This window comes from Brevibacillus sp. HB1.2, from assembly GCF_013332495.1.
Classification (GTDB): Bacteria; Bacillota; Bacilli; order Brevibacillales; family Brevibacillaceae; genus Brevibacillus; species Brevibacillus porteri.
The window spans coordinates 130,842-149,695 of record NZ_JABMIU010000012.1; the positions used below are offsets into that span (position 1 = coordinate 130,842).

13 protein-coding genes and 1 other annotated feature are annotated in these 18,854 nt (G+C 48.4%); of the genes, 3 read left to right on the forward strand and 10 right to left on the reverse strand.

Translation table 11 applies throughout. The features are described 5' to 3' along the window. Nucleotides 1-6 precede the first annotated feature (6 nt). Nucleotides 7-510 (forward strand): HugZ family pyridoxamine 5'-phosphate oxidase, encoded by a 504-nt coding sequence (locus HPY28_RS23120; protein WP_088906299.1) that lies wholly within the window; start codon nucleotides 7-9, stop codon nucleotides 508-510. 16 nt (nucleotides 511-526) lie between these two features. Next, complete coding sequence (locus HPY28_RS23125; RefSeq protein ID WP_174231491.1) at nucleotides 527-997, forward strand: DinB family protein; 471 nt, start codon at nucleotides 527-529, stop codon at nucleotides 995-997. Between the two features lie 83 nt (nucleotides 998-1,080). Here HPY28_RS23125 and HPY28_RS23130 read toward each other — a convergent pair whose 3' ends face one another. The 9 genes from HPY28_RS23130 to HPY28_RS23170 all read right to left on the reverse strand — a co-directional run bounded on the left by HPY28_RS23130 (nucleotide 1,081) and on the right by HPY28_RS23170 (nucleotide 11,652). Then, nucleotides 1,081-2,265, reverse strand: a complete 1,185-nt coding sequence (locus tag HPY28_RS23130; RefSeq protein ID WP_017247441.1) for a M20 family metallopeptidase — start codon at nucleotides 2,263-2,265, stop codon at nucleotides 1,081-1,083. 50 nt (nucleotides 2,266-2,315) lie between these two features. Further along, entirely contained in the window at nucleotides 2,316-3,539 is a 1,224-nt protein-coding gene (locus HPY28_RS23135; RefSeq protein ID WP_174231492.1) for a Zn-dependent hydrolase, read from the reverse strand. Between the two features lie 455 nt (nucleotides 3,540-3,994). Further along, nucleotides 3,995-4,432, reverse strand: a complete 438-nt coding sequence (locus HPY28_RS23140) for a hypothetical protein (RefSeq protein WP_174231493.1) — start codon at nucleotides 4,430-4,432, stop codon at nucleotides 3,995-3,997. 1 nt (nucleotide 4,433) lies between these two features. Beyond that, on the reverse strand, nucleotides 4,434-5,381 hold the full coding sequence (locus tag HPY28_RS23145) for an aminoglycoside phosphotransferase family protein (RefSeq protein ID WP_174225408.1): 948 nt from the start codon (nucleotides 5,379-5,381) through the stop codon (nucleotides 4,434-4,436). Nucleotides 5,382-5,518: 137 nt separating this feature from the next. Continuing rightward, nucleotides 5,519-7,105 (reverse strand): M4 family metallopeptidase, encoded by a 1,587-nt coding sequence (locus HPY28_RS23150; protein ID WP_174231494.1) that lies wholly within the window; start codon nucleotides 7,103-7,105, stop codon nucleotides 5,519-5,521. Nucleotides 7,106-7,349: 244 nt separating this feature from the next. Further along, nucleotides 7,350-8,936: a M4 family metallopeptidase gene (locus HPY28_RS23155; protein ID WP_017247328.1), complete on the reverse strand. Its 1,587-nt coding sequence runs from the start codon at nucleotides 8,934-8,936 to the stop codon at nucleotides 7,350-7,352. A 151-nt stretch (nucleotides 8,937-9,087) separates the two neighbouring features. Then, the gene (locus HPY28_RS23160) at nucleotides 9,088-10,416 is read right to left on the reverse strand and encodes a helix-turn-helix domain-containing protein (RefSeq protein ID WP_371813533.1); all 1,329 of its coding nucleotides are present in this window, start codon (nucleotides 10,414-10,416) and stop codon (nucleotides 9,088-9,090) included. 93 nt (nucleotides 10,417-10,509) lie between these two features. Continuing rightward, nucleotides 10,510-11,046: an HXXEE domain-containing protein gene (locus HPY28_RS23165; protein ID WP_174225405.1), complete on the reverse strand. Its 537-nt coding sequence runs from the start codon at nucleotides 11,044-11,046 to the stop codon at nucleotides 10,510-10,512. A gap of 15 nt (nucleotides 11,047-11,061) precedes the next feature. Beyond that, nucleotides 11,062-11,652, reverse strand: a complete 591-nt coding sequence (locus HPY28_RS23170; protein WP_173623137.1) for a TetR/AcrR family transcriptional regulator — start codon at nucleotides 11,650-11,652, stop codon at nucleotides 11,062-11,064. Nucleotides 11,653-11,783: 131 nt separating this feature from the next. After that, nucleotides 11,784-12,061, forward strand: a binding site (T-box leader). A 156-nt stretch (nucleotides 12,062-12,217) separates the two neighbouring features. Between HPY28_RS23170 and trpS the strand changes: the two genes are divergently transcribed. Beyond that, nucleotides 12,218-13,204, forward strand: a complete 987-nt coding sequence (gene trpS / locus HPY28_RS23175; RefSeq protein ID WP_069846170.1) for a tryptophan--tRNA ligase — start codon at nucleotides 12,218-12,220, stop codon at nucleotides 13,202-13,204. 60 nt (nucleotides 13,205-13,264) lie between these two features. Here the strand turns inward: trpS and HPY28_RS23180 are convergent, their stop codons facing one another. Then, a complete protein-coding gene (locus HPY28_RS23180; protein WP_174231495.1) occupies nucleotides 13,265-18,742 on the reverse strand; it encodes a chitobiase/beta-hexosaminidase C-terminal domain-containing protein in 5,478 nt (1,825 codons plus the stop codon). Nucleotides 18,743-18,854 lie beyond the last annotated feature (112 nt).

An 18,854-nucleotide genomic window follows, 5' to 3' on the forward strand; every position in this document is an offset into this window, starting at 1 on the left:
GCTCGTATGAAAGCGATGGATAAGGAAGCGATGAAGGCCCAGTACCAATCGTTTGCTGCGAACATGAAGACACTCATGTTAAGCACAGTCGACGAGCATGGAAAACCGTTTCTCTCCTACGCCCCGTTCGTCAAATACGATGGAAAGTTTTACATCTACATTAGTAAAATTGCGAACCACTATCGCTACATGGAAGAAAATCCGGCAGTCGATGTCATGCTCATTGAAGACGAGTCGAAAGCGACCAATCTGTTTGCTCGCCAGCGCGCCCGCTTCGTGTGTTCGGCCCTGAATTTGGGTAATGCGGGTTACGATGAGATTTTCGAGCTGTTTGCACAGTCATTTGGAAAAAACATGATGGATATGCTGCGTGGCCTTGATTTTTCCTTGTTCGAATTAACACCATCAGAGGGACGCTATGTAGCTGGGTTCGGTCAGGCTTACGACATTGACCTGACAGCCGATAAATTTGTCCACGTCAACCGAGATGGCCACACATCCAAAAAATAACGGAGGAGCATCATTCATGACCTATTCAACCGCATTGACACTTTGGCTCACCATCCAGGAACGTTTTCACAAGACTGCGAAAAGCTTGCCCGAACAAGATTTGCGGTTGAGCATGAATGCAGTCTCCATCGGGTATATGCTGCGCCATAGCGCTGAGGTCGAGTACATGTTTGCCGAATGGTTTTTCGGTCGGAGCATCCCAGCGGACGTAGAGCTATTGACGAAAAGCGGTCCTGCCGGAACCAAAGCTGCATTTACCAACGTGCAAGAGCTCGCTGATTTCATGACCGCTTCCAACCAACACTTGATCGATGCGATGCGTGACTTACCTGAGGAAGCTTGGCACAAACCCGTTGAAACCCCATTGGGGTCTTCTACTCCTTTAGAAGCATTGGGTCGCCTCATGTATCACACGGGTATCCATGCCGGACAAATTTCGCAGATTCAAAAATCATTTCACACCAAAGAAAAAGAACTCACCCACTAACGTCTGATACCGACTTTCGCACTCCAAAAAGAGCTTCCCGTCTCTCTTGACTGGAAGCTCTTTTTGCATGTGTGCCACTCTCTTTACATCACGATTTTTCTTGCCGCGTTGACGAACATTTTCACGCCGACTTCGAGCGCCTCCTCGTCGATTGTAAAACGTGGATGGTGGTGCGGATAAGTGATACCTTTTTCTTTGTTTCCGGCAGCAACGTAGAAGAAGCAGCCTGGCGCTTTTTGTTGGAAGGCGGAGAAATCCTCACCACCCATGGTTGGGCGCATATGCTCTACCCATTCTGCTCCCAGTGATTCTTCTACGACCTCTTCCATCAATTTCGTCACTTCGGCATCGTTGATAACCGGGCGATAGCCAAATTCGTACTTGAACTTGTACCCCGCGCCGTGTGCTTCTGTAATGCCTTTGATCACGCGTTCCATGAGTCCCGGAACGGACTCGCGCAGATTTTTGTCAAAGCTGCGGACTGTCCCGCAAATCTCTACAGCACCCGGAATGACGTTATGTGTCGTTCCCCCCACAAATTGTGTGACAGAGAGAACCAGATTATCGAGCGGATCCGCATTGCGGGATACGATGTGCTGGAGGTTAGTCACCACTTGTGATGCAATCGCGATGCTGTCGATCGTTTCATGCGGAAGCGCCGCATGTCCGCCTTTTCCAAGAACGGTGATCCAGAATGTATCAGGAGCTGCCATCATTGGACCTGGGCAGATACCCACTGTCCCAAACTCCATCGTCGACCACAGATGCGTACCAATCACCATGTCTACGCCGTCCATGACACCTGCCTGTACCATTTCCTCCGCTCCGCCTGGGTATACTTCCTCTGCGTGCTGAAAGAAGAAACGAACCTCTCCCTTGATCTGATCCTTCATCCCTGACAGCAGCTTTGCCGTTCCGAGCAGCATGGAAGTATGTCCATCGTGTCCGCACGCATGCATGACGCCTGGATTTTTCGATACGAATTCAAACGTATTCTCTTCCGTAATCGGCAATGCGTCCATATCAGCGCGCATGGCGAGCACTTTTCCGGGCTCGGAACCGATTAATCTGGCCATCACACTGTTTTTCGTCGGTCTGGACACTTCCAGATTGCCAAAGGTAAGCAGTGTCTCGTATACAAACTGTGCTGTTTTTTCTTCATGGAAGGATAATTCAGGGTTCTCGTGCAAATAGCGTCTCCACGCGATTACCTGATCCTTGATTTCTTCGACCGCCTTATTAAGCGTTACCACTGCCGTTGCTGTCATGCCGCTCTCCTCCTGATTTACGTGGCTCCCCCACTTACTATTTCTTATGCCTATTTTGCTAAGGATAAAACGGTGCGGTACAGTACTTGGGCTCCGTTCGCGCAATCCTCTTTTGTCGTGAACTCTGCCGGGTTGTGGCTAATGCCGTCCTTGGAACGAGCGAAAATCATGCCAACCGGGCACAGCTCAACTAGTTGCATGCAATCATGCCCTGCGCCACTCGGTAGTCTAAATGCTTCCAAGCCTTCAACCTCACACGCTTCGGCTACAGCATTCTGGATATCGTCCGAGCAAACAGCAGGAGTTATGCGTTGCAGCAGCTCTACTTTCAATGTCACATTGCGCTCAGCACAGATCGCTTTTGCCTGTTCGTAAATGCGCTGTTCCACTTCATCGCGGATCGCTTCGTCCACGTCGCGCAAATCAAGCGAAAACTCGACGCGTCCAGGAATGACATTCACTCCGCCTGGAAATGCTTGCAGCCTTCCAACCGTCCCGACACTGGTTCCAGTCCGTCCCGCTTCTTCCTCGATAGCAAGCATCACCTGAGCGGCTGCTGCCATCGGATCACAACGCAAATTCATCGGCGTTGCCCCAGCATGACCGGCTTCTCCCTCTAGCACGAAATTCAACCAGAGCGGACCCGCCACTCCTGTCACGATCCCGACAGATAGCCCGCGGCTCTCTAGAACCTTGCCTTGCTCGATATGTAGCTCCACATACGCTTTCACACTTCCGGGAGTTCTCGCCGCGAGACTGGTGCGGTCCGGATCAAGCCCCGTTTTCCGCATGGCTTCAGCAATCGTGACCCCATTCTTGTCTGCTTGTTCCAGCTCGGCTCGCTTGATCAGACCCGCGATACCGCGGCTGCCGATCATCCCGTAACCAAAACGCGTTCCTTCTTCATCCGTGAACGCGGTGACTTCGATCGGATGCTCTGTTTCGATCCCCTGTTCCTGCATCGTCTGTAAAACTTCTACGCCAGCCAGTACGCCAAGTGGACCGTCATAATCGCCGCCATTTGGTACGGAGTCGATATGCGAGCCAATCAAAACGACAGGGGCGGCCGGATTTTTCCCTTCTTTTCGCCCAATCAAGTTCCCAACCTCGTCTTCGCGAACGGTGAGACCTGCTTCCTTCATAAAGCCTGTGACGAGGTCTTTTGCCGCACGTTCCTCAGGCGTAAAAGACAACCGCGTGATGCCGCCCGCCTCTTGCTTCCCAATGTTGCCAAGCTGTCCCAAACGATCCCACAATCGATCCGAATTGATCATGACGCGCCACTCCTCCTTCTATACAGAGCCAATAACGGTTGATTAACGGTTATGTCCTTAATTGTATAATAGTCTGTCTATTTTGAAAAGGCGGTAGCCATGGACCTCGAAATAAAGTCCTAGACTGCCGCCGCCATTCATTCCGCATGGCAAATCCATCCCCCAAAAAGTCCCGTAGAATGAAACCTGCCTATATGCGTAAAGCCAGCTTCTCTCAATAGCTGTTCGATTTTAGGTTCAGATAGAAAAGAAACTTTTGTCATGATGGTGTTTCCCATCTCTTCTACTTTCGCTGATTCGTATCCCACATCCAAAAAAAAGCTTTTCCATTTATAAGGACTCCGCTAGAGTCTGGGGGATACGTTCAGATCAAAGACTTTAGATGTCCACAATAACCACCTCGATGCAACCTGTCAAGAAGCTATCCCACCCCCCAGCAATCTTCCTTATATTCCTTATGGAGATTCTTCTACGTTATAATTGATTTCCTCCAACGCTTCTGCCGCAGTCTGCCTAATATATTCAGTAGGAGAATGTAAGTATGGCTCAATTACTTTTATAAATTTTCGTTTTTTTGAACAACCAATGATGGCTAATGCATAAACGAGGATAGCGTCGTCTAGTGTAGGCAGAACGTTTGCTAATGGATCCCATTCTACATTTCTTGCGATTCCTTGAAAGGTTACTGCAATCATAAGTAGATGAAACAAACTTTCTTTTACAACAAAGCTTTCTTCTGCAATCGCAAGGTCTAAGACATACTCTGTAAATGTTATAACGTCATTCGGGTTATGGGTTCCATACTCCAGCAAATCACCAATATCACCCAATCTGAGATGTAAATCTTCCCTTCTATTTAGGAATAATTGTTTCAGGTAAGTAACGTCGATCATGTTAACCTCCATCAATCTTCCTCAATTCCCCTTCCAAATGCCGGATCGTCTCTACTCGGTCCTGTTCCTCTTGCTCATCAAACAAGAGCTGCTCTAACAGTTCATATATATCTTCCCATATACGTCGAATTTGATAGAACTCCAGCGCTTGCCGATTGATCACATAATTTGTATGTGTCTTCCGATAAGTAGCCATAAACTCTTCAAAAAAAGGCTGATCTACCAAAAACATCAGATCGGCTTCTACCGGAGCCAGCTTCAATCCTTCCCAGTCTATGAGAATGAGCTGCTGACCAGAATGCATCAGGTTCCAGTTGTGAATGTCCGTATGGCAAAGCTTCATTTTTACCTCACTGCCTCGCAATTGCTCGGCAATCCTCTCCAAATCATTCATGCGGGTAGCCAATATGTTGGCAAAAGGTTTGACGATTTCATCCACATCATCAGGCAGAGGGTGGATATCTTCGTTCAGCATTTCTCTAAACTGCTTGGCAAATGGGATACAGAAGTCTTCCTTGATGGCAGCCGTACTGACCGGGATTTCTTCTCCGTACAAATGCAACTCCGCTATGATTTCTGCTAACTGGCGAACTTGCAACGAGTTTAACGCTTGGTTCCCAATGGTTTTCCCCTCAATATAGGCAAACAGTTGATAGATTCCCATGTCGTCTTCATGTTTATACGCTGCGGTTCTAGTCAGCAGTGGAACTGGAATTTTGCCTTGTAGTCTGCTTTGGAGTGATAGCCACTGGATAATGGGGACATACTTGTCGATCAGCGCTGTCCACTTGGGCGTAGATGCTCTGCTTTTTTCATAGACCTTCAAAAAATAGGAACGCTGGTCGCTGATGACTTTATAAGCAAGCGCCGACCATCCTCCTTGCTGAGGGGTAACATCAACAGCGTCTATATCATAATGGTGTCTCAATATGGTTTTGAAATGATCCATGTGGTACTCCTCTCTAACTTCGTATACACCCGCGACTAATTATCACCAACATACAAAAAATTGCCTTGCCCCACAATAGGAGCAAGACAATTTTTAATAGTATGACAAATATTTCGTATCACAAAATATTTTAGTGATTATTGCACACCAATTGCATCATACGCATCTCTTACTGATTCTACTTGTTGGGAATTATCACCGAACAGAACTGTCGCGGATTGAATCGCTGCTTGTCGCATCGCTGAGAAGTTAGAGTTTGGATTGAGGTAGTTTGTTAGTGCGTAGTAGTAGATTTTTGCTGTGTCATCTCGTCCAATCCCTGTGACCGTTACACCGGAGTGTTTGCCACCCTCTGCGAGGAGATATGCCGCTTTGTTGTTGATTCCGCTGTTAATGTGTACGCCTCCCTTGTCATTTGGACCCATGTATCGATTGCTGTAGTGGTCAGGATCGCCAGCAATGGTTGGATCTTCGAGTGAGCGTAGTGCGTCTTCAGGCGTTCCTGGTGTGTATACATCTTCACCTATTAGCCAATCGTCATTATCAACCATCGCCCCGAAGATGTCAGACATGGATTCGTTCAGCGCACCAGACTCGTTTTCATAGATCAGACCGGCTGTTCGTTCTGTGACAGCGTGAGTTAATTCATGAGCAACGACATCCAAGCCAGCGGACAATGGGCCGAATCTGCGTCCATCTCCATCCCCGTATGTCATTTGCACGCCGTTCCAGAATGCGCGGTTATCGTTTCTACCGTAATGGACTGTGGAGATGATTTTCGCACCTTTGTTGTCAAAGCTGTTGCGGTTATGTGCGTTTTTGTAGTAATCGTAGGTTGCCTGAGCATAGGCATGAGCGTCGACTATTGCTCCATCTGTCCAGTTGTTATCCGAGTCAGAACCTAGAGTACCAGGTTGGGTATATCTGTTTTGTGCATTGTACGTCTCAATTCCCTTGCCGCGCGTCGTATCTTTCGCCGTATAGTTGGTATTGCTTACTTTCGTTACTTCAAACGATTTGGTGTCACCTAGTACTCCTGTACCCGTCCCTGTAATCTCATGGAGCATATTGTATTTGTTAATCACGTCACCAGTGTTTGCGTCGATGAAATACTTCCAACGGCCTGGTAGCGGATCGAGGAAATTCAGTTCCACTTCATAAGCCAAATACGATTCATCTTCGTGGATATAGATATAGAGGTTTCCTTTTGGCTTTACCTCGAACTTCTCCACTTTTTCGTCAATCTCATCCTCCAAATCCTTAATAGCCTCTTTTACTGCCTTATCTGCCTTCAGCTTTGGTTTTTTCGTCAGCTTATCGTTATCTGCCAAGTTAGGTGCGTAATTCCCGAGGAATGCCGTTACATTTCCATCCTCGTTTACGTGAATCGTCTGCTGATAACCAAAGACCGGGATACCTTCGTACATTTCTTGTACGCGGTAGTGAGTCATGTCTGTCTCTCTGTCTGTCACTTCATCTAGCACTTTAAAGTGGTCTCTCACTTCTCCGTCAATGCGGAAGGAATCTTGATGTTGCTCTAGGAATCCCCAAACTTTGTCTTCGCCATCCAGATCTTCTGCCTCGAACTCTTCTCCGATAAATTCGGGGGTATCCCACTCAGCGCTAAAGACGATACTTTCGGATTCGGCCTGCGCAGCTAGCGGCAGGAAGGTGGATGTACCTAATGCGAAGCTGAGTGTTACTGCAAATACCGATTTTTTCATACTTGTTAAACCCCCTCTTGGAAAATGTTGTTTTTTATGTAAATTATAGTTGTTTATATCTTTTATTATTTATCATAATTCTGAATTTGAAAACTATTTTTTGTAAATTTATTACAATTAAATTTCTCTGCTTTAGATGCACTGCTGTCTCAACATACAAAAAACTGCCTTGCCCCACAATAGGAGCAAAGCAATTTTTCAAATAGTATGACAAATATTTCGTGTAACAAAATACTTTATTTGATTATTGCACTCCAATTGCATCATACGCATCTTTTACTGATTCTACTTGTTGGGAATTAGCACCGAAAAGAACTGTTGCGGATTGAATAGCTGCTTGTCGCATAGCGGAGAAATTAGAGTTTGGATTGAGGTAGTTTGTTAGGGCGTAGTAGTAGATTTTTGCTGTGTCATTGCGACCAATGCCTGTGACCGTTACACCGTGGTGTGAACCACCCTCTGCGAGGAGATATGCTGCTTTGTTATTGATACCGCTGTTAGTGTGTACGCCTCCGTTGTCATTTGGACCTGTGTAGCGATCGCTGTAGTGGTCAGGATCACCAGCAACTGTTGGATCTTCGAGAGAGCGCAGTGCGTCGCCAGGCGTTCCAGGTGTGTATACATCTTCACCCATGAGCCAATCATCGTTGTCAATCATTGCCCCGAAGATGTCAGAGATGGATTCATTTAACGCACCGGACTCATTTTGATAGATCAGATTAGCTGTTTTTTCTGTAACGGCATGTGTCAATTCATGTGCGACGACATCCAAGCCAGCAGACAATGGGCGGAATACGCTGCCATCTCCATCCCCGTATACCATTTGCACGCCGTTCCAGAATGCGTTGTTGTAGTTGCTACCGTAATGGACAGTAGAAATCAATTTCGCACCGTTGTTGTCATAGCTGTTGCGGTTATGTGCGTTTTTGTAGTAATCGTAGGTTTTCTGTGCATAGGCATGCGCGTCTACAAGTGCTCCATCTGTCCATTTGTTATCGGTATCAGAGCCAAGCGTGCCTGGGAGGGTGTATCTGTTCCGTGCATTGTACGTCTCAATTCCCTTACCGCGAGTCGTATCTTTCGCCGTGTAGTTTGTATTGCTTACTTTCGTTACTTCGAAGGACTTAGAGTCACCAAGTACCCCCGTACCCGTTCCTGTAACCTCATGGAGCATATTGTATTTGTTAATCACGTCACCAGTGTTTGCATCGATGAAATACTTCCAACGCCCTGGCTGCGGATCGAGGAAATTCAGCTCCACTTCGTAAGCCAAATACGATTCATCTTCGTGGATGTAGATATAGAGGTTCCCTTTTGGCTTCACCTCGAACTTCTTCACTTCTTTGTCAATCTCATCCTCCAAATCCTTGATGGCCTCTTTAACCGCTTTATCTGCTTTGAGTTTTGGTTTTTCCGTCAGCTTATCATTGTTTGACAGGTCAGGCGCGTAGTTACCGAGGAATGCCGTTACATTTCCATCCTCGTTTACGTGAATCGTCTGCTGATAACCATAGACCGGGATGCCTTCGTACATTTCTTGTACGCGGTAGTGAGTCATGTCTGTCTCTCTGTCTGTCACTTCATCAAGCACTTTAAAGTGATCTCTCACTTCTCCGTCAATGCGGAAGGAATCTTGATGTTGCTCCAGGAATCCCCAAACTTTGTCTTCGCCATCCAGATCTTCTGCCTCGAACTCTTCTCCAATAAATTCGGGGGTATCCCACTCAGCGCTATAGACGATGCTTTCGGATTCGGCCTGCGCAGCTAGCGGCAGGAAGGTAGAACTACCTAATGCGAAGCTGAGTGTTACTGCAAAAACCGATTTTTTCATACTTGTTAACTCCTCCTTGGAAAATATTGTTTTTTATGTAAGTTCATAGTTGTTTACATCTCTTATTATTTGTCATAAATGTGAATTTGAGAACAATTTTTTAACGACAAAAAAATCATTTCCCGAAAGAAATGATTAATTGGTAAATTTATTACAATTGCCCTTGCCATACGATCCGATACACCTTGCGCGGTCTACCCCGCGGGTGCGGGTTTTCTTCCCTGATCACCTGTGCGAGTCCCTTTGACTCCAGTTCAATCAGGATGCGTCTGGCGCTTCGTGGCAAAATTTGTAGATACGAGGCTAATTCTGTCGCATGAATTTCCTGAGAGCCTCGCTTTTTGAGTATGGAGTAGAGCTTGGCGAGCGTCATGACACTGAGAGAGGTAAGCTGGCTGAGCTCTTGCAGCTTTTCTGAGTCGTACCGATAGGTGATCTGTTCAGCACGGCCAAGCGGCCCCACGACACTTTTGTCATCAAAGAAGACCATCCAGTTTCCTGTACCGCGCTCTTTGGCGTGCAACAAAGCCGCGCCCCCGTGGATTTCTGCTTCATAAGCGGTCTTGCCGATCCCGATTCCGCACGTCACCAGATCAGCACGAATGCCAAACAGCTCTTCCAAATCCGGCATGGTCGCATAGTCACGAGTCACTTCTTGCAGGTTACCCCGCGTTGTATAAATGACGTATCGTCCGGGACCTGCTGTCTTCAGTGAGCCTTGCAAATACTTCGCGTATCGCAACAGCTTTTCCATCGTCTTGATCTCGGCATTTTGCCATTCATCTGTGGAAAAGTTGCCACCGGCAAGCTCACGAAATGGATCGATCTCCATCATCTGCACGGCAATTTGGGTATCTTTGAAGTGAAGCATTTCGTGCGTACGCAAAAGCATGTGAATAACCGAAATCACGCCTGCACGTGTCGGCACGACCCGATGTACAGGGACACCTCTCCGTGCCAGCTCTACATCTGCTGTCCGCAAGCAGGTGACAGCCACCTTAGTCTTGCCTGCTCTCCAAAGCTGTTCGTGGTAATCGGCCAGTTCATCCGCTGAGATTGCTCCCTCATAATGCTTGAGCCATTTGTAACCACCATCGATACCCGCTTCGTCCATAAAATGCTCCAGTTCTTCTGGTGAAAATGTATCAAAGCTCACTTCATCCACCCGAATTCCCAATTGATGGGACAGATGAAGCAAGGTTCTGTACAAGCTCGCACCGAGATGAGGCACATAAGCCATCGGCACTTGGACCTTGCCTGACTCGCTCACCATGGCATAAGGGACCTGTCCGGAGAAAAGCCACATATCCACCTCATCCACATGCGGCAAGATCAGACCGAGGATTTCTTCTTCTTTCCAATAGACAATCGGCAAGTATTCAATTTCGGGAAACTCTCGCATGACTGATTCGATGATGGCAAGTGAATCATCCGCGCCTATTACGCCTAGTCGCAGCTTCAACAAAATTCCCTCTTTCACACCAATCTCTTCCTACTTGTGGACTGCTTCTGTGATCAAAAAAACAACTTTTTGAACAACCACTACTAGGATAACATACTCCCTTTCTTTTTCTCATCGGGGGATCACTTTACCTGCTGCCTCCCCAATCCGGTGTGCCGCGTATAAAACAGGAATGATCAGCAAGCTGTACGGCAACGTGCTCCATATCAACGGCCACGTCGCAAGCCCAGCCTCAAGCAATCGATCATACGTATACAAACTATATGGCAAAACGAATGCCACAGCCGTCACCACACCAGGTGTGTACGTGCGAAGGACAACGGTATGACCAACATGCATGAAAACATGGAGAAACATCACATGCAGACAAACTAGAAAAAACGGGAGGTACGTTCCAGTCGAAAGCGTCGTGACAGTCAGGATCACCGCTACCGATAAAACGGCGAAAATACAAGAGACTGCGACCGCAAATTGCGCTGTACTCATCGAAAGCGAAGGCTCCATCATCTTCATTAGCCGTTCTGGCATTGTCTGTCTAATGAGGTCTTTTTTTGCTCGCACCCAACCTTCTACCATCACGATCTCCTCGAAATCATGAACCATGAAAACGACTAAAAACAGCCAAATCAGATGGGACAGCTCCAGCATACAAGCACCCTCTTCCTATTCGTTTGCCTGCAAAATTCCATATGCCAAAAAAGATACTGCGTCGTCCGCAAGCTGCTCCGCTGTTTTCTCGCCCGTCAGCAAATACCGCGTCGTCATACGGTCTACGACTGCGATCATTGCCTCTGCCGCCACCTCCACAGACAACTCGACACGGACGTGCCCAGCACTCTGATTTTTTCGCAGGTTGACAGCAACAATTGAAGCCAGCTTACGATGCAGCTCTTCGCCCTCTTCCGCCTGATACAGTACGATCCGGGTCAATTCAGGCTGCTCCTGAAAAAATCGGAACAAGGCGAGCAGATTCTCCCGTACTTGACCGAAGACATCTGCCTTCGTCAAGACCGTTACCTTCTGACCGCTGTCCGCCAATTCCCACAGCTTGGTGGCAAATGTGTCCGTCAACTGCTGATACAAGCCTTCCTTGCTGTCGAAATACTGGTAAAACGACGCCTGTGTCAGGCCTGCTGCTTTCACGATGTCACTCACCCGTGTACGATGAAAGCCTTTTGCCGCGAACTCAGAAGCTGCCGCCGCAAGTAACCGACCGCGACTCTGCTCCCCTTTCGACAATTTGTCATTGGTCATTTTCTCACTCCAAAAGTAACTCGAAAGTTATATAACTCTTGAGTTACTTTTACATCTTTTGGATTTCCTTGTCAATACCCACTTGCTTTTTTATTCCACTCTATGTAAAATGTTTGCTCAAAGGGTATCATTTGATGGCAATGAGGAAGAAGAGTAGTCATTTTTCGAGACTTCAGAGAGCTGATGGTTGGTGCGAATCAGTGTTAAGGAAATGATGAATGGGCTTCCGAGCTCCAAACCGAACCCGCTCTCATGGCGGCAGTAGGCTTTGGCGTTACGTCCGTACGTTACAATGGACACCGTATCAAGCTGTCTGACACAGAAACGGTACGGATCAAAGAGATTTTGCGTATGGATGATTCCGTACGTGAAATAACAAGGGTGGCACCACGGTTCATTCGTCCCTGTCCAGGGCGGATGGACCTTTTTGTATTCTAAAGCGGACATTCAAAAAATCGACTTTTGATCACGAAGTAGTCCTGAAAGCTTATGTGGCATCGAAAAGTCGACTTTTTGAACTCAACTTTCTAAACTCGCATCTAACATTGAAAGGAGCAGCTTTCCCATGAAAACCATCTTTTCCGGCATTCAACCGAGCGGCATTCTGACACTCGGCAACTACTTGGGCGCAATGAAGCACTTCGTTCCGCTTCAAGATCAGTTCAACTGCTTTTACTGCATCGTAGACCAGCATGCGATCACCGTTCCACAAGAGCCTGCTGTCCTGCGCGAAAACATCCGTCGTCTCGCGGCTCTCTATTTGTCCGTTGGCCTCGATCCGAACAAAATGACGCTGTTCGTCCAATCGGAAGTACCGGCTCATGCCAAGCTCGGCTGGATCATGCTGTGTACCTCTTACTTGGGTGAATTGGAGCGCATGACCCAATTCAAGGACAAATCCGATGGACGCGGCGAATCCATTCCAGGCGGTCTGCTGGCTTATCCTCCATTGATGGCTGCTGATATTTTGCTGTACGGCACTGATTTCGTCCCTGTGGGCGAGGATCAGAAGCAGCATCTGGAGCTGACTCGTGATTTAGCCGCTCGTTTTAACAACCGTTATGGTGACATTTTCACCATTCCAGAAGTTCGCCTGCCGGAGACTGGGGCACGCATCATGTCCCTGGCTGAAGGCACCAAGAAAATGAGTAAATCCGATCCAAACCAAGGTGCCTTCATCTCCATGCTGGATGATGCAGACACCATCACGAAAAAAATCAAGCGCGCGCAAACGGATTCCGACAGCGTTGTGCGTTATGACAAAGCAGAAAAGCCTGCTGTCTCTAACCTCATGACCATCTACTCCCTCTGCTCCGGAAAAACTCTGGATGAGATCGAAGCGATGTACGAGGGTAAGGGTTACGGCGCATTTAAAACCGAGTTGGCAGAAGTTGTCGTAGAAACATTGCGTCCGATTCAAGAACGCTTCGAGCAGCTGTTCCACTCCTCTGAGCTGGATGATATCCTGACTGCCGGGGCAGACAAAGCGAATAAGGTCGCGAACGAGATGCTGTACAAAGTTGAAAAAGTGATGGGGATGGCACGTATCTAATCCATTTCCACAACAAAAAACGGGCTGGGAAGCTATCTCCCAACCCGTTTTTTTCTCTTGCTACTTAACCGTAACGGTTACATTGGCTGTCTTGCCAGCATAGCTGATCGTGATGGTTACTCTCGTCTTTGGTTTGGCATCCTCCAAAACGAGAATCCGACCTGTTTCATCCACCTCTACCTGATCGGGCTTGCTCGATTTGAACTCGATTCCTTCTGCATCCGTAACGTCTTCTTCTGCATCGTTCCCGAGAATAGCTGTAACTTCGAGCTGTGCTTCCTCACCCTGTGCTAGTTTGAGAGACTTCGGTTTGATCTCGATTCTTTTCAGGGCAGTCTCACCGACTACATAAGAGGAAGCCGTCACTACTGTAAAGATCCCTACATCGCCTTCTTTTACCACTTTGACTGGTTTTCCTTTCAGTCCTATAGCTGGCCTCCACATATTACTCCGGTACGAGTAGGCTTGGAGCTTTTCGCTTGCATCTTCAGCGATGGGTAGCCCGAGTGTAAAGCCTGTTTTTCCGAGGCTTGTCAGCTTTTTACCCTTGCTCCACGCTTGCAATTGATAAGCTTCACCCGGGTTCGGCACGCCCTTCCAGCCGTTTTCATTTGCTTTTGTCAGGGAGAGGGCAAACTCTCGTGCACGCTCAGCAGCAAAGTATGCACCCGGCACCTCTACCCATGCTTCGCTGTCCAAAGTTACACGGATGCCTACCTCTTTTTTCTTCAATTGTTCAACCAGCTGCTGTTCCAGCGTCACCGTCGGATCAGATTCTTCCTTGCGAGAACGCGTGTCGCTCGCATCGTCATCGCTTTCTTCCACCTGAATGAACAACACCGGAGCAAAGCCGATTTTTTCTTTCACGGACTCGATTGCTTTCATGAATTCCCCGAGTATGTCCAGAAGTTCATCTACTTGTTCGTCATCTGCCTTGATCTCATCCCCATCTTCAATGACGATAGTGCCAAGCTTTTTCAAAAGCTTTTCCGCCAGTGTACGGACATGCTTGGCTACCTCTTTGGAAATATCCTTTTCATCGAGCGGCTCCAGCGCTGTTTTCGCCAAGCTCGTCAAGGAGGCAAGTGCCAGACGGGCAATCTCTTCATCCTCGATGCCCTCTTCTGTAAGCGGGTCAAATGCTTTGTCCAAAAAGCTCTTGGTCACATCTTGGAGTGCCTCTTCACTGATGGTTCCTCGCTCGGCCTGCTCAGCCACTGCCTCGAGTACAGTCGCGATCGTATCAGTGACTGTCTCCCATTTCTCAGTCGGCGTCCACTGCTGGGCATCTAGAAGTTTTTCCAGATGGCTGAGTACTTGATCCACCTGTCCTAAAATGGCGTTCTCCTCGTTACTTGCGGAGATGACCTGAGCTGCTTGCTTATTCAAATCTCGCTGCGAGTCCGGTGTCGGTGTTCTGTCCGGCGGTGTAACTGGCGGTGGTGAGTCCGGCTTAGCTGGAACCAGCACGGTCAATGCTTTCGTCACTGCTGTCGATTGGTCGGATGTTCGTGTGACCTCCAAAATCAGGTCTACATTCGTCTGGCGATTTGGCGGCGTAATTTTGCCGTCCTGCGCAATGATCGCTGGATCACTAGACGACTTGATCGCGATGGTAAAGCCTGAAGGTACTTCTGGCAGCTTCAAGCGCGTCTCACCCGCTGCTGGCTGTGTGAGCTGCGTAATGCTTTCTGCCACTTCTTGTGCTGTTCTTTCCGGCGTGCCACGATCCTTCAAGTCCAGCTGTACAAGGACAGGATTATGATCACTCACGCGTCCCTCTCTCTCAGTCAAGCCAGCGTTGATGTGAACGATATCAACCTTCGTGTCGTCCTCCAAATGGTTGCTGACCAAAATTTGATCCAAGACTTGGGAGTTCCCTTGGTACACGTACGTATACTGCTCACCCTTTGGCAGTGTCTCCACCATATTGGTCAAAACGCCATCTGCCAATTCCTGCACCGGATTCGAAAACGGGAAATCGTTGAGATCACCCAGCACCACAACATTTGCTTTCGCTTCCGCCGCATGGATTTCTTTTACAAAGTTGTTTAACACACGGGCAATTTTCATGCGTTGTACTTCACTCACCAGCTGTGGCGGCTGATCTTTTCCAAACAGCGCTTGATCTCCACCCTTGGAGTTAAAATGGTTGGCAATGACAATGACAGGCTCACCTTGGAAAACGAATTCCGCAGCCAGTGGCTTACGGCTCGAAGCAAACGCCTCGTTTGTCGGATCTACCCGCCCTGGATTGAGAGAAAGATGCGCCACGCCATCTCTTTTCTCGATTTGCACCGCATCTGTCGCACTTCCTGGCGTTCCTTCTGCCAGCTGTACCCGTTCTGGATTGTAGAAGAAACCGACACGGATGTTTCCTCCTGGCTGTCCACCATCTTGATTGTTCTGTGGCGCAATATCGGTGTATCGGTAAGTCGGGCCGTTTTTGCTTTCAATCGCTTTGATCAATGCGTCCGCAGACTGTGTAGCATCTGTTTGCCCATTGTCCGTTGGCCCATTATTGTCCTGCATTTCCACCACACCGATGATATCCGGCCCCTTCATGTTGTCCACAATCGTCTCGGCGATGCGATTGATTTTGGCAGAATCGGTATTAGCCGAAAAATTCTCGATGTTGTACGAAGCGATTGTCAGCTTGTCTTCCTTTGGGGAAATACTCGTCACTGGCTGCTCGTAATGGCTTGCCTGTACCGTAAATGGTTTTGTATGGAACAGCTTGTAATTCGCAAAGCTGTAGTCAATGATGCCTACCAGTGGGCCGTCAAATTTGTCGCCGACTTTTACCTCTCCGGTAATCGATTCGAGTTTGTCCGATACCGTGATACGCTCAGGGTGAAAATCATTTGCCGCTAGCACCACTCCACCGGCTGGTGTACGTGGCTGACTCGGATGGGCTTGATCATCGATGACGACAAATTCCGTTGCACGTGGATTGGTAAATGTCTTGGTTTCGCCAACTACGATTGGATTGTCGATCTGCACCAGCATGCCTTCGAGACTTTCCCAGAAGTCGATGCCGTCTTGGTCTGGATCGAATTTACCGAGACTGTCGTTGTCGATGATTCCTTTCGGATATTCATAGTTGTCCTTGCCCAGGATGAGTGGGTCTGGGAGTGCCTGTCTAGCGCCGATCACAACGTTGGTCGCATCAATTTGCGTCTGCGTGAGGTCTGTACCCGCTCTGTTCGATGGCACGTATTCCTTGACGGTTCCGCTAACGGTTACTTCATCGCCCGGGCTGACCGCTGCTTTTGGCTCATAAACATAAATACCTTCCGAGGTAAATGGATCTGCGTCCGGTTGCGGGTCTTGCATATAAAAGCCTTGTACATTGCTGCCGCTTCTGACGATAGCCGTTACGATTCCCGGAACATTATTCACTGTTCCATCGGCCATCGATGATCGGTGCGACGTTCCTTGAATGTCATGAATGCGAATGTTTTCTTTTTGAATCATGTAGCGGAAGGTCGCTACATTGCTGTCTGTGTAACCATCCTTGACGGCTATGGCTGAAACGGTCGTATCCGCATCAATCTGGATCGGACCCGTATACTTCTGGCTATCCCTGCTTGGTGTCGAACCATCTATCGTATAGAAGATCGTAGCGTCAGCCATCGTCGTTGAAAGCGTGACTTTTGTTCCCTGTGTCACCATAGGACCTGCTGGGCTCGCTGTAACCATAGGGACTTTATTCTCGTCCTCTACGAGATCAGCGGCAGTGCGCGGAACCAGCTTGTATTCATTGCGATCGTAGTTGACCACGCCTGTAATAGCGGCATAGCTCTTGTTCACTGGAAGCGGAAGAGTGGCAGCAGGACGAGACACAAACTTGCCGTGCTGATCCTCCAGCGTATAATTGCCGCTCGTTACTGATTTGACGGTGACTACTTTTACCGTCACCAGCTTACCTTCCAAAGACTCTCCTGTAGCAGCCGCAAAATCAGTAGAAATCACCACTTGTGGATTAGGCACGCCAACCTGCTTCTGCACGATTTCCACGTTGCTAGTAGCTGCTTCGAGCTGTGCCAGCCCATTATAGTCATTCATTTTTCCGGTAGCGCGAATCTTGTCTCCTACTTCAATTTTGCCAGTCAATCCTGGCGCACGAAGGACGAGTCCCGCCGTATCGTCTTGGAAATAGACGTTGTTTTGTCCGCCCGCCTCAAACATCGCCGTCACCGTTCCAACGACAATCACGTTCGTTCCTACAGGGGTGTTTCTTGCTTCAGCAATCGTCGTCGAACCCAAGGCTGACTTGGTGATGTTGACTTCCTGACTCTCAAACGACTTGCCATATTCCCCAGCTGTTTGCTGCGTTACGAGAATATGATCCAGCTGATCGATGTTTGGAATCGTAAAGGAAAATGACCCGTTTGCCTGTGCGATTCCTGTTTCTTTATTACTAAGCAAAAGCGGTTGTTTTTGCGGATCGTATGCGCGCAGTTTCGCATTCCCTGCTGCCGCTCCAGCTTCTCCTCGCAGCTCGCCCACACCATTCACGGCTTGCAGGCTGACTTTTCCCTGGATCAAAGCTGAGCTGGCTACCGCTGGCCTCAGCTCGATGCTCGTGCTCTCTTTCTTACTCCCTTCCGTTGCAGTCAGATAGACTCCCTGCGCATTTGGATCGGGATTGGTAAAAGTCAGCTCGATTAACCCGGAAGCATCCGAATCTTGTTGTGCCAAAGGAGTGTCGCTACCTGTTCCTGTAGGCTGACTCGCATAAACCTTAATAGTCCGCCCTTGACCGACATAGCCGCGAATTGTTGCTTGGATAGGATCAGTATGATCAAAAATAAGTTCTGTAGCGTTCAGCTTTTCGGTCGCATCTGTTGGTAGCAGCGGTTCTACTGGGCTTTGTGCGTTTTTCGGGGTAGGTGCTCCTGTGATAAAATCGTTGCCATTGTTATTGGTATCCCAGCCATTTCCTCCGTTCGGTACGATACCGCTGGCGTCACTTATGCGTTGGGTGCTGGTCGAGTTTGAAGTAGCTGGTGCAGGAGAGTTGCCCTCATATGAATTTGCTCCTCCGTATCCGACCATATCTACAACACCTGGTTGAGAGGATACATCCGCCCCGGTTAAAGGCGTAGCATGGCTAACCAATGCGACCTTTCCTTGTGCTCCAGCCATTGCAAGCGTTCCCGTAACCTCAGGAGCAGGGAGGTCTGCTACACCGCCCGTTCCTGCTGCTTGCTGAATCAAATAAAACCCATAGGGAGCTATGCTTCCTGTCAAATCGGTCTTGTTCCAGCTGGGTCCAGTAGCAGCAGCATACTGAACAGACCACCCTACAAGCGAAACAGCCGTATCTGTCGGGTTGTACAGCTCAATGAAATCGTTCTTGTAATGAGCGCCAGAATTTCCCCCACCCCCATACACCTCACTGATCACCACATGATCAGCCCGCGCGGCTTTTGCCTGTGGCATCCACCCGGTCGGTAAAACGGTTCCCATCATGACCGCGGCCATTAGCGCCAGCTTCGGCCATTTGGAAGCATTTCTTCTTTTTTTCAACATTCTTGCATCATTCCTCCTCACATCATTCGGAAGTATCTACTATGAAATGGTAAACGTATAACCTGAACCTTATGTAAATTTGATGTAAAGTTTGTATAATCCTTCTAAACTT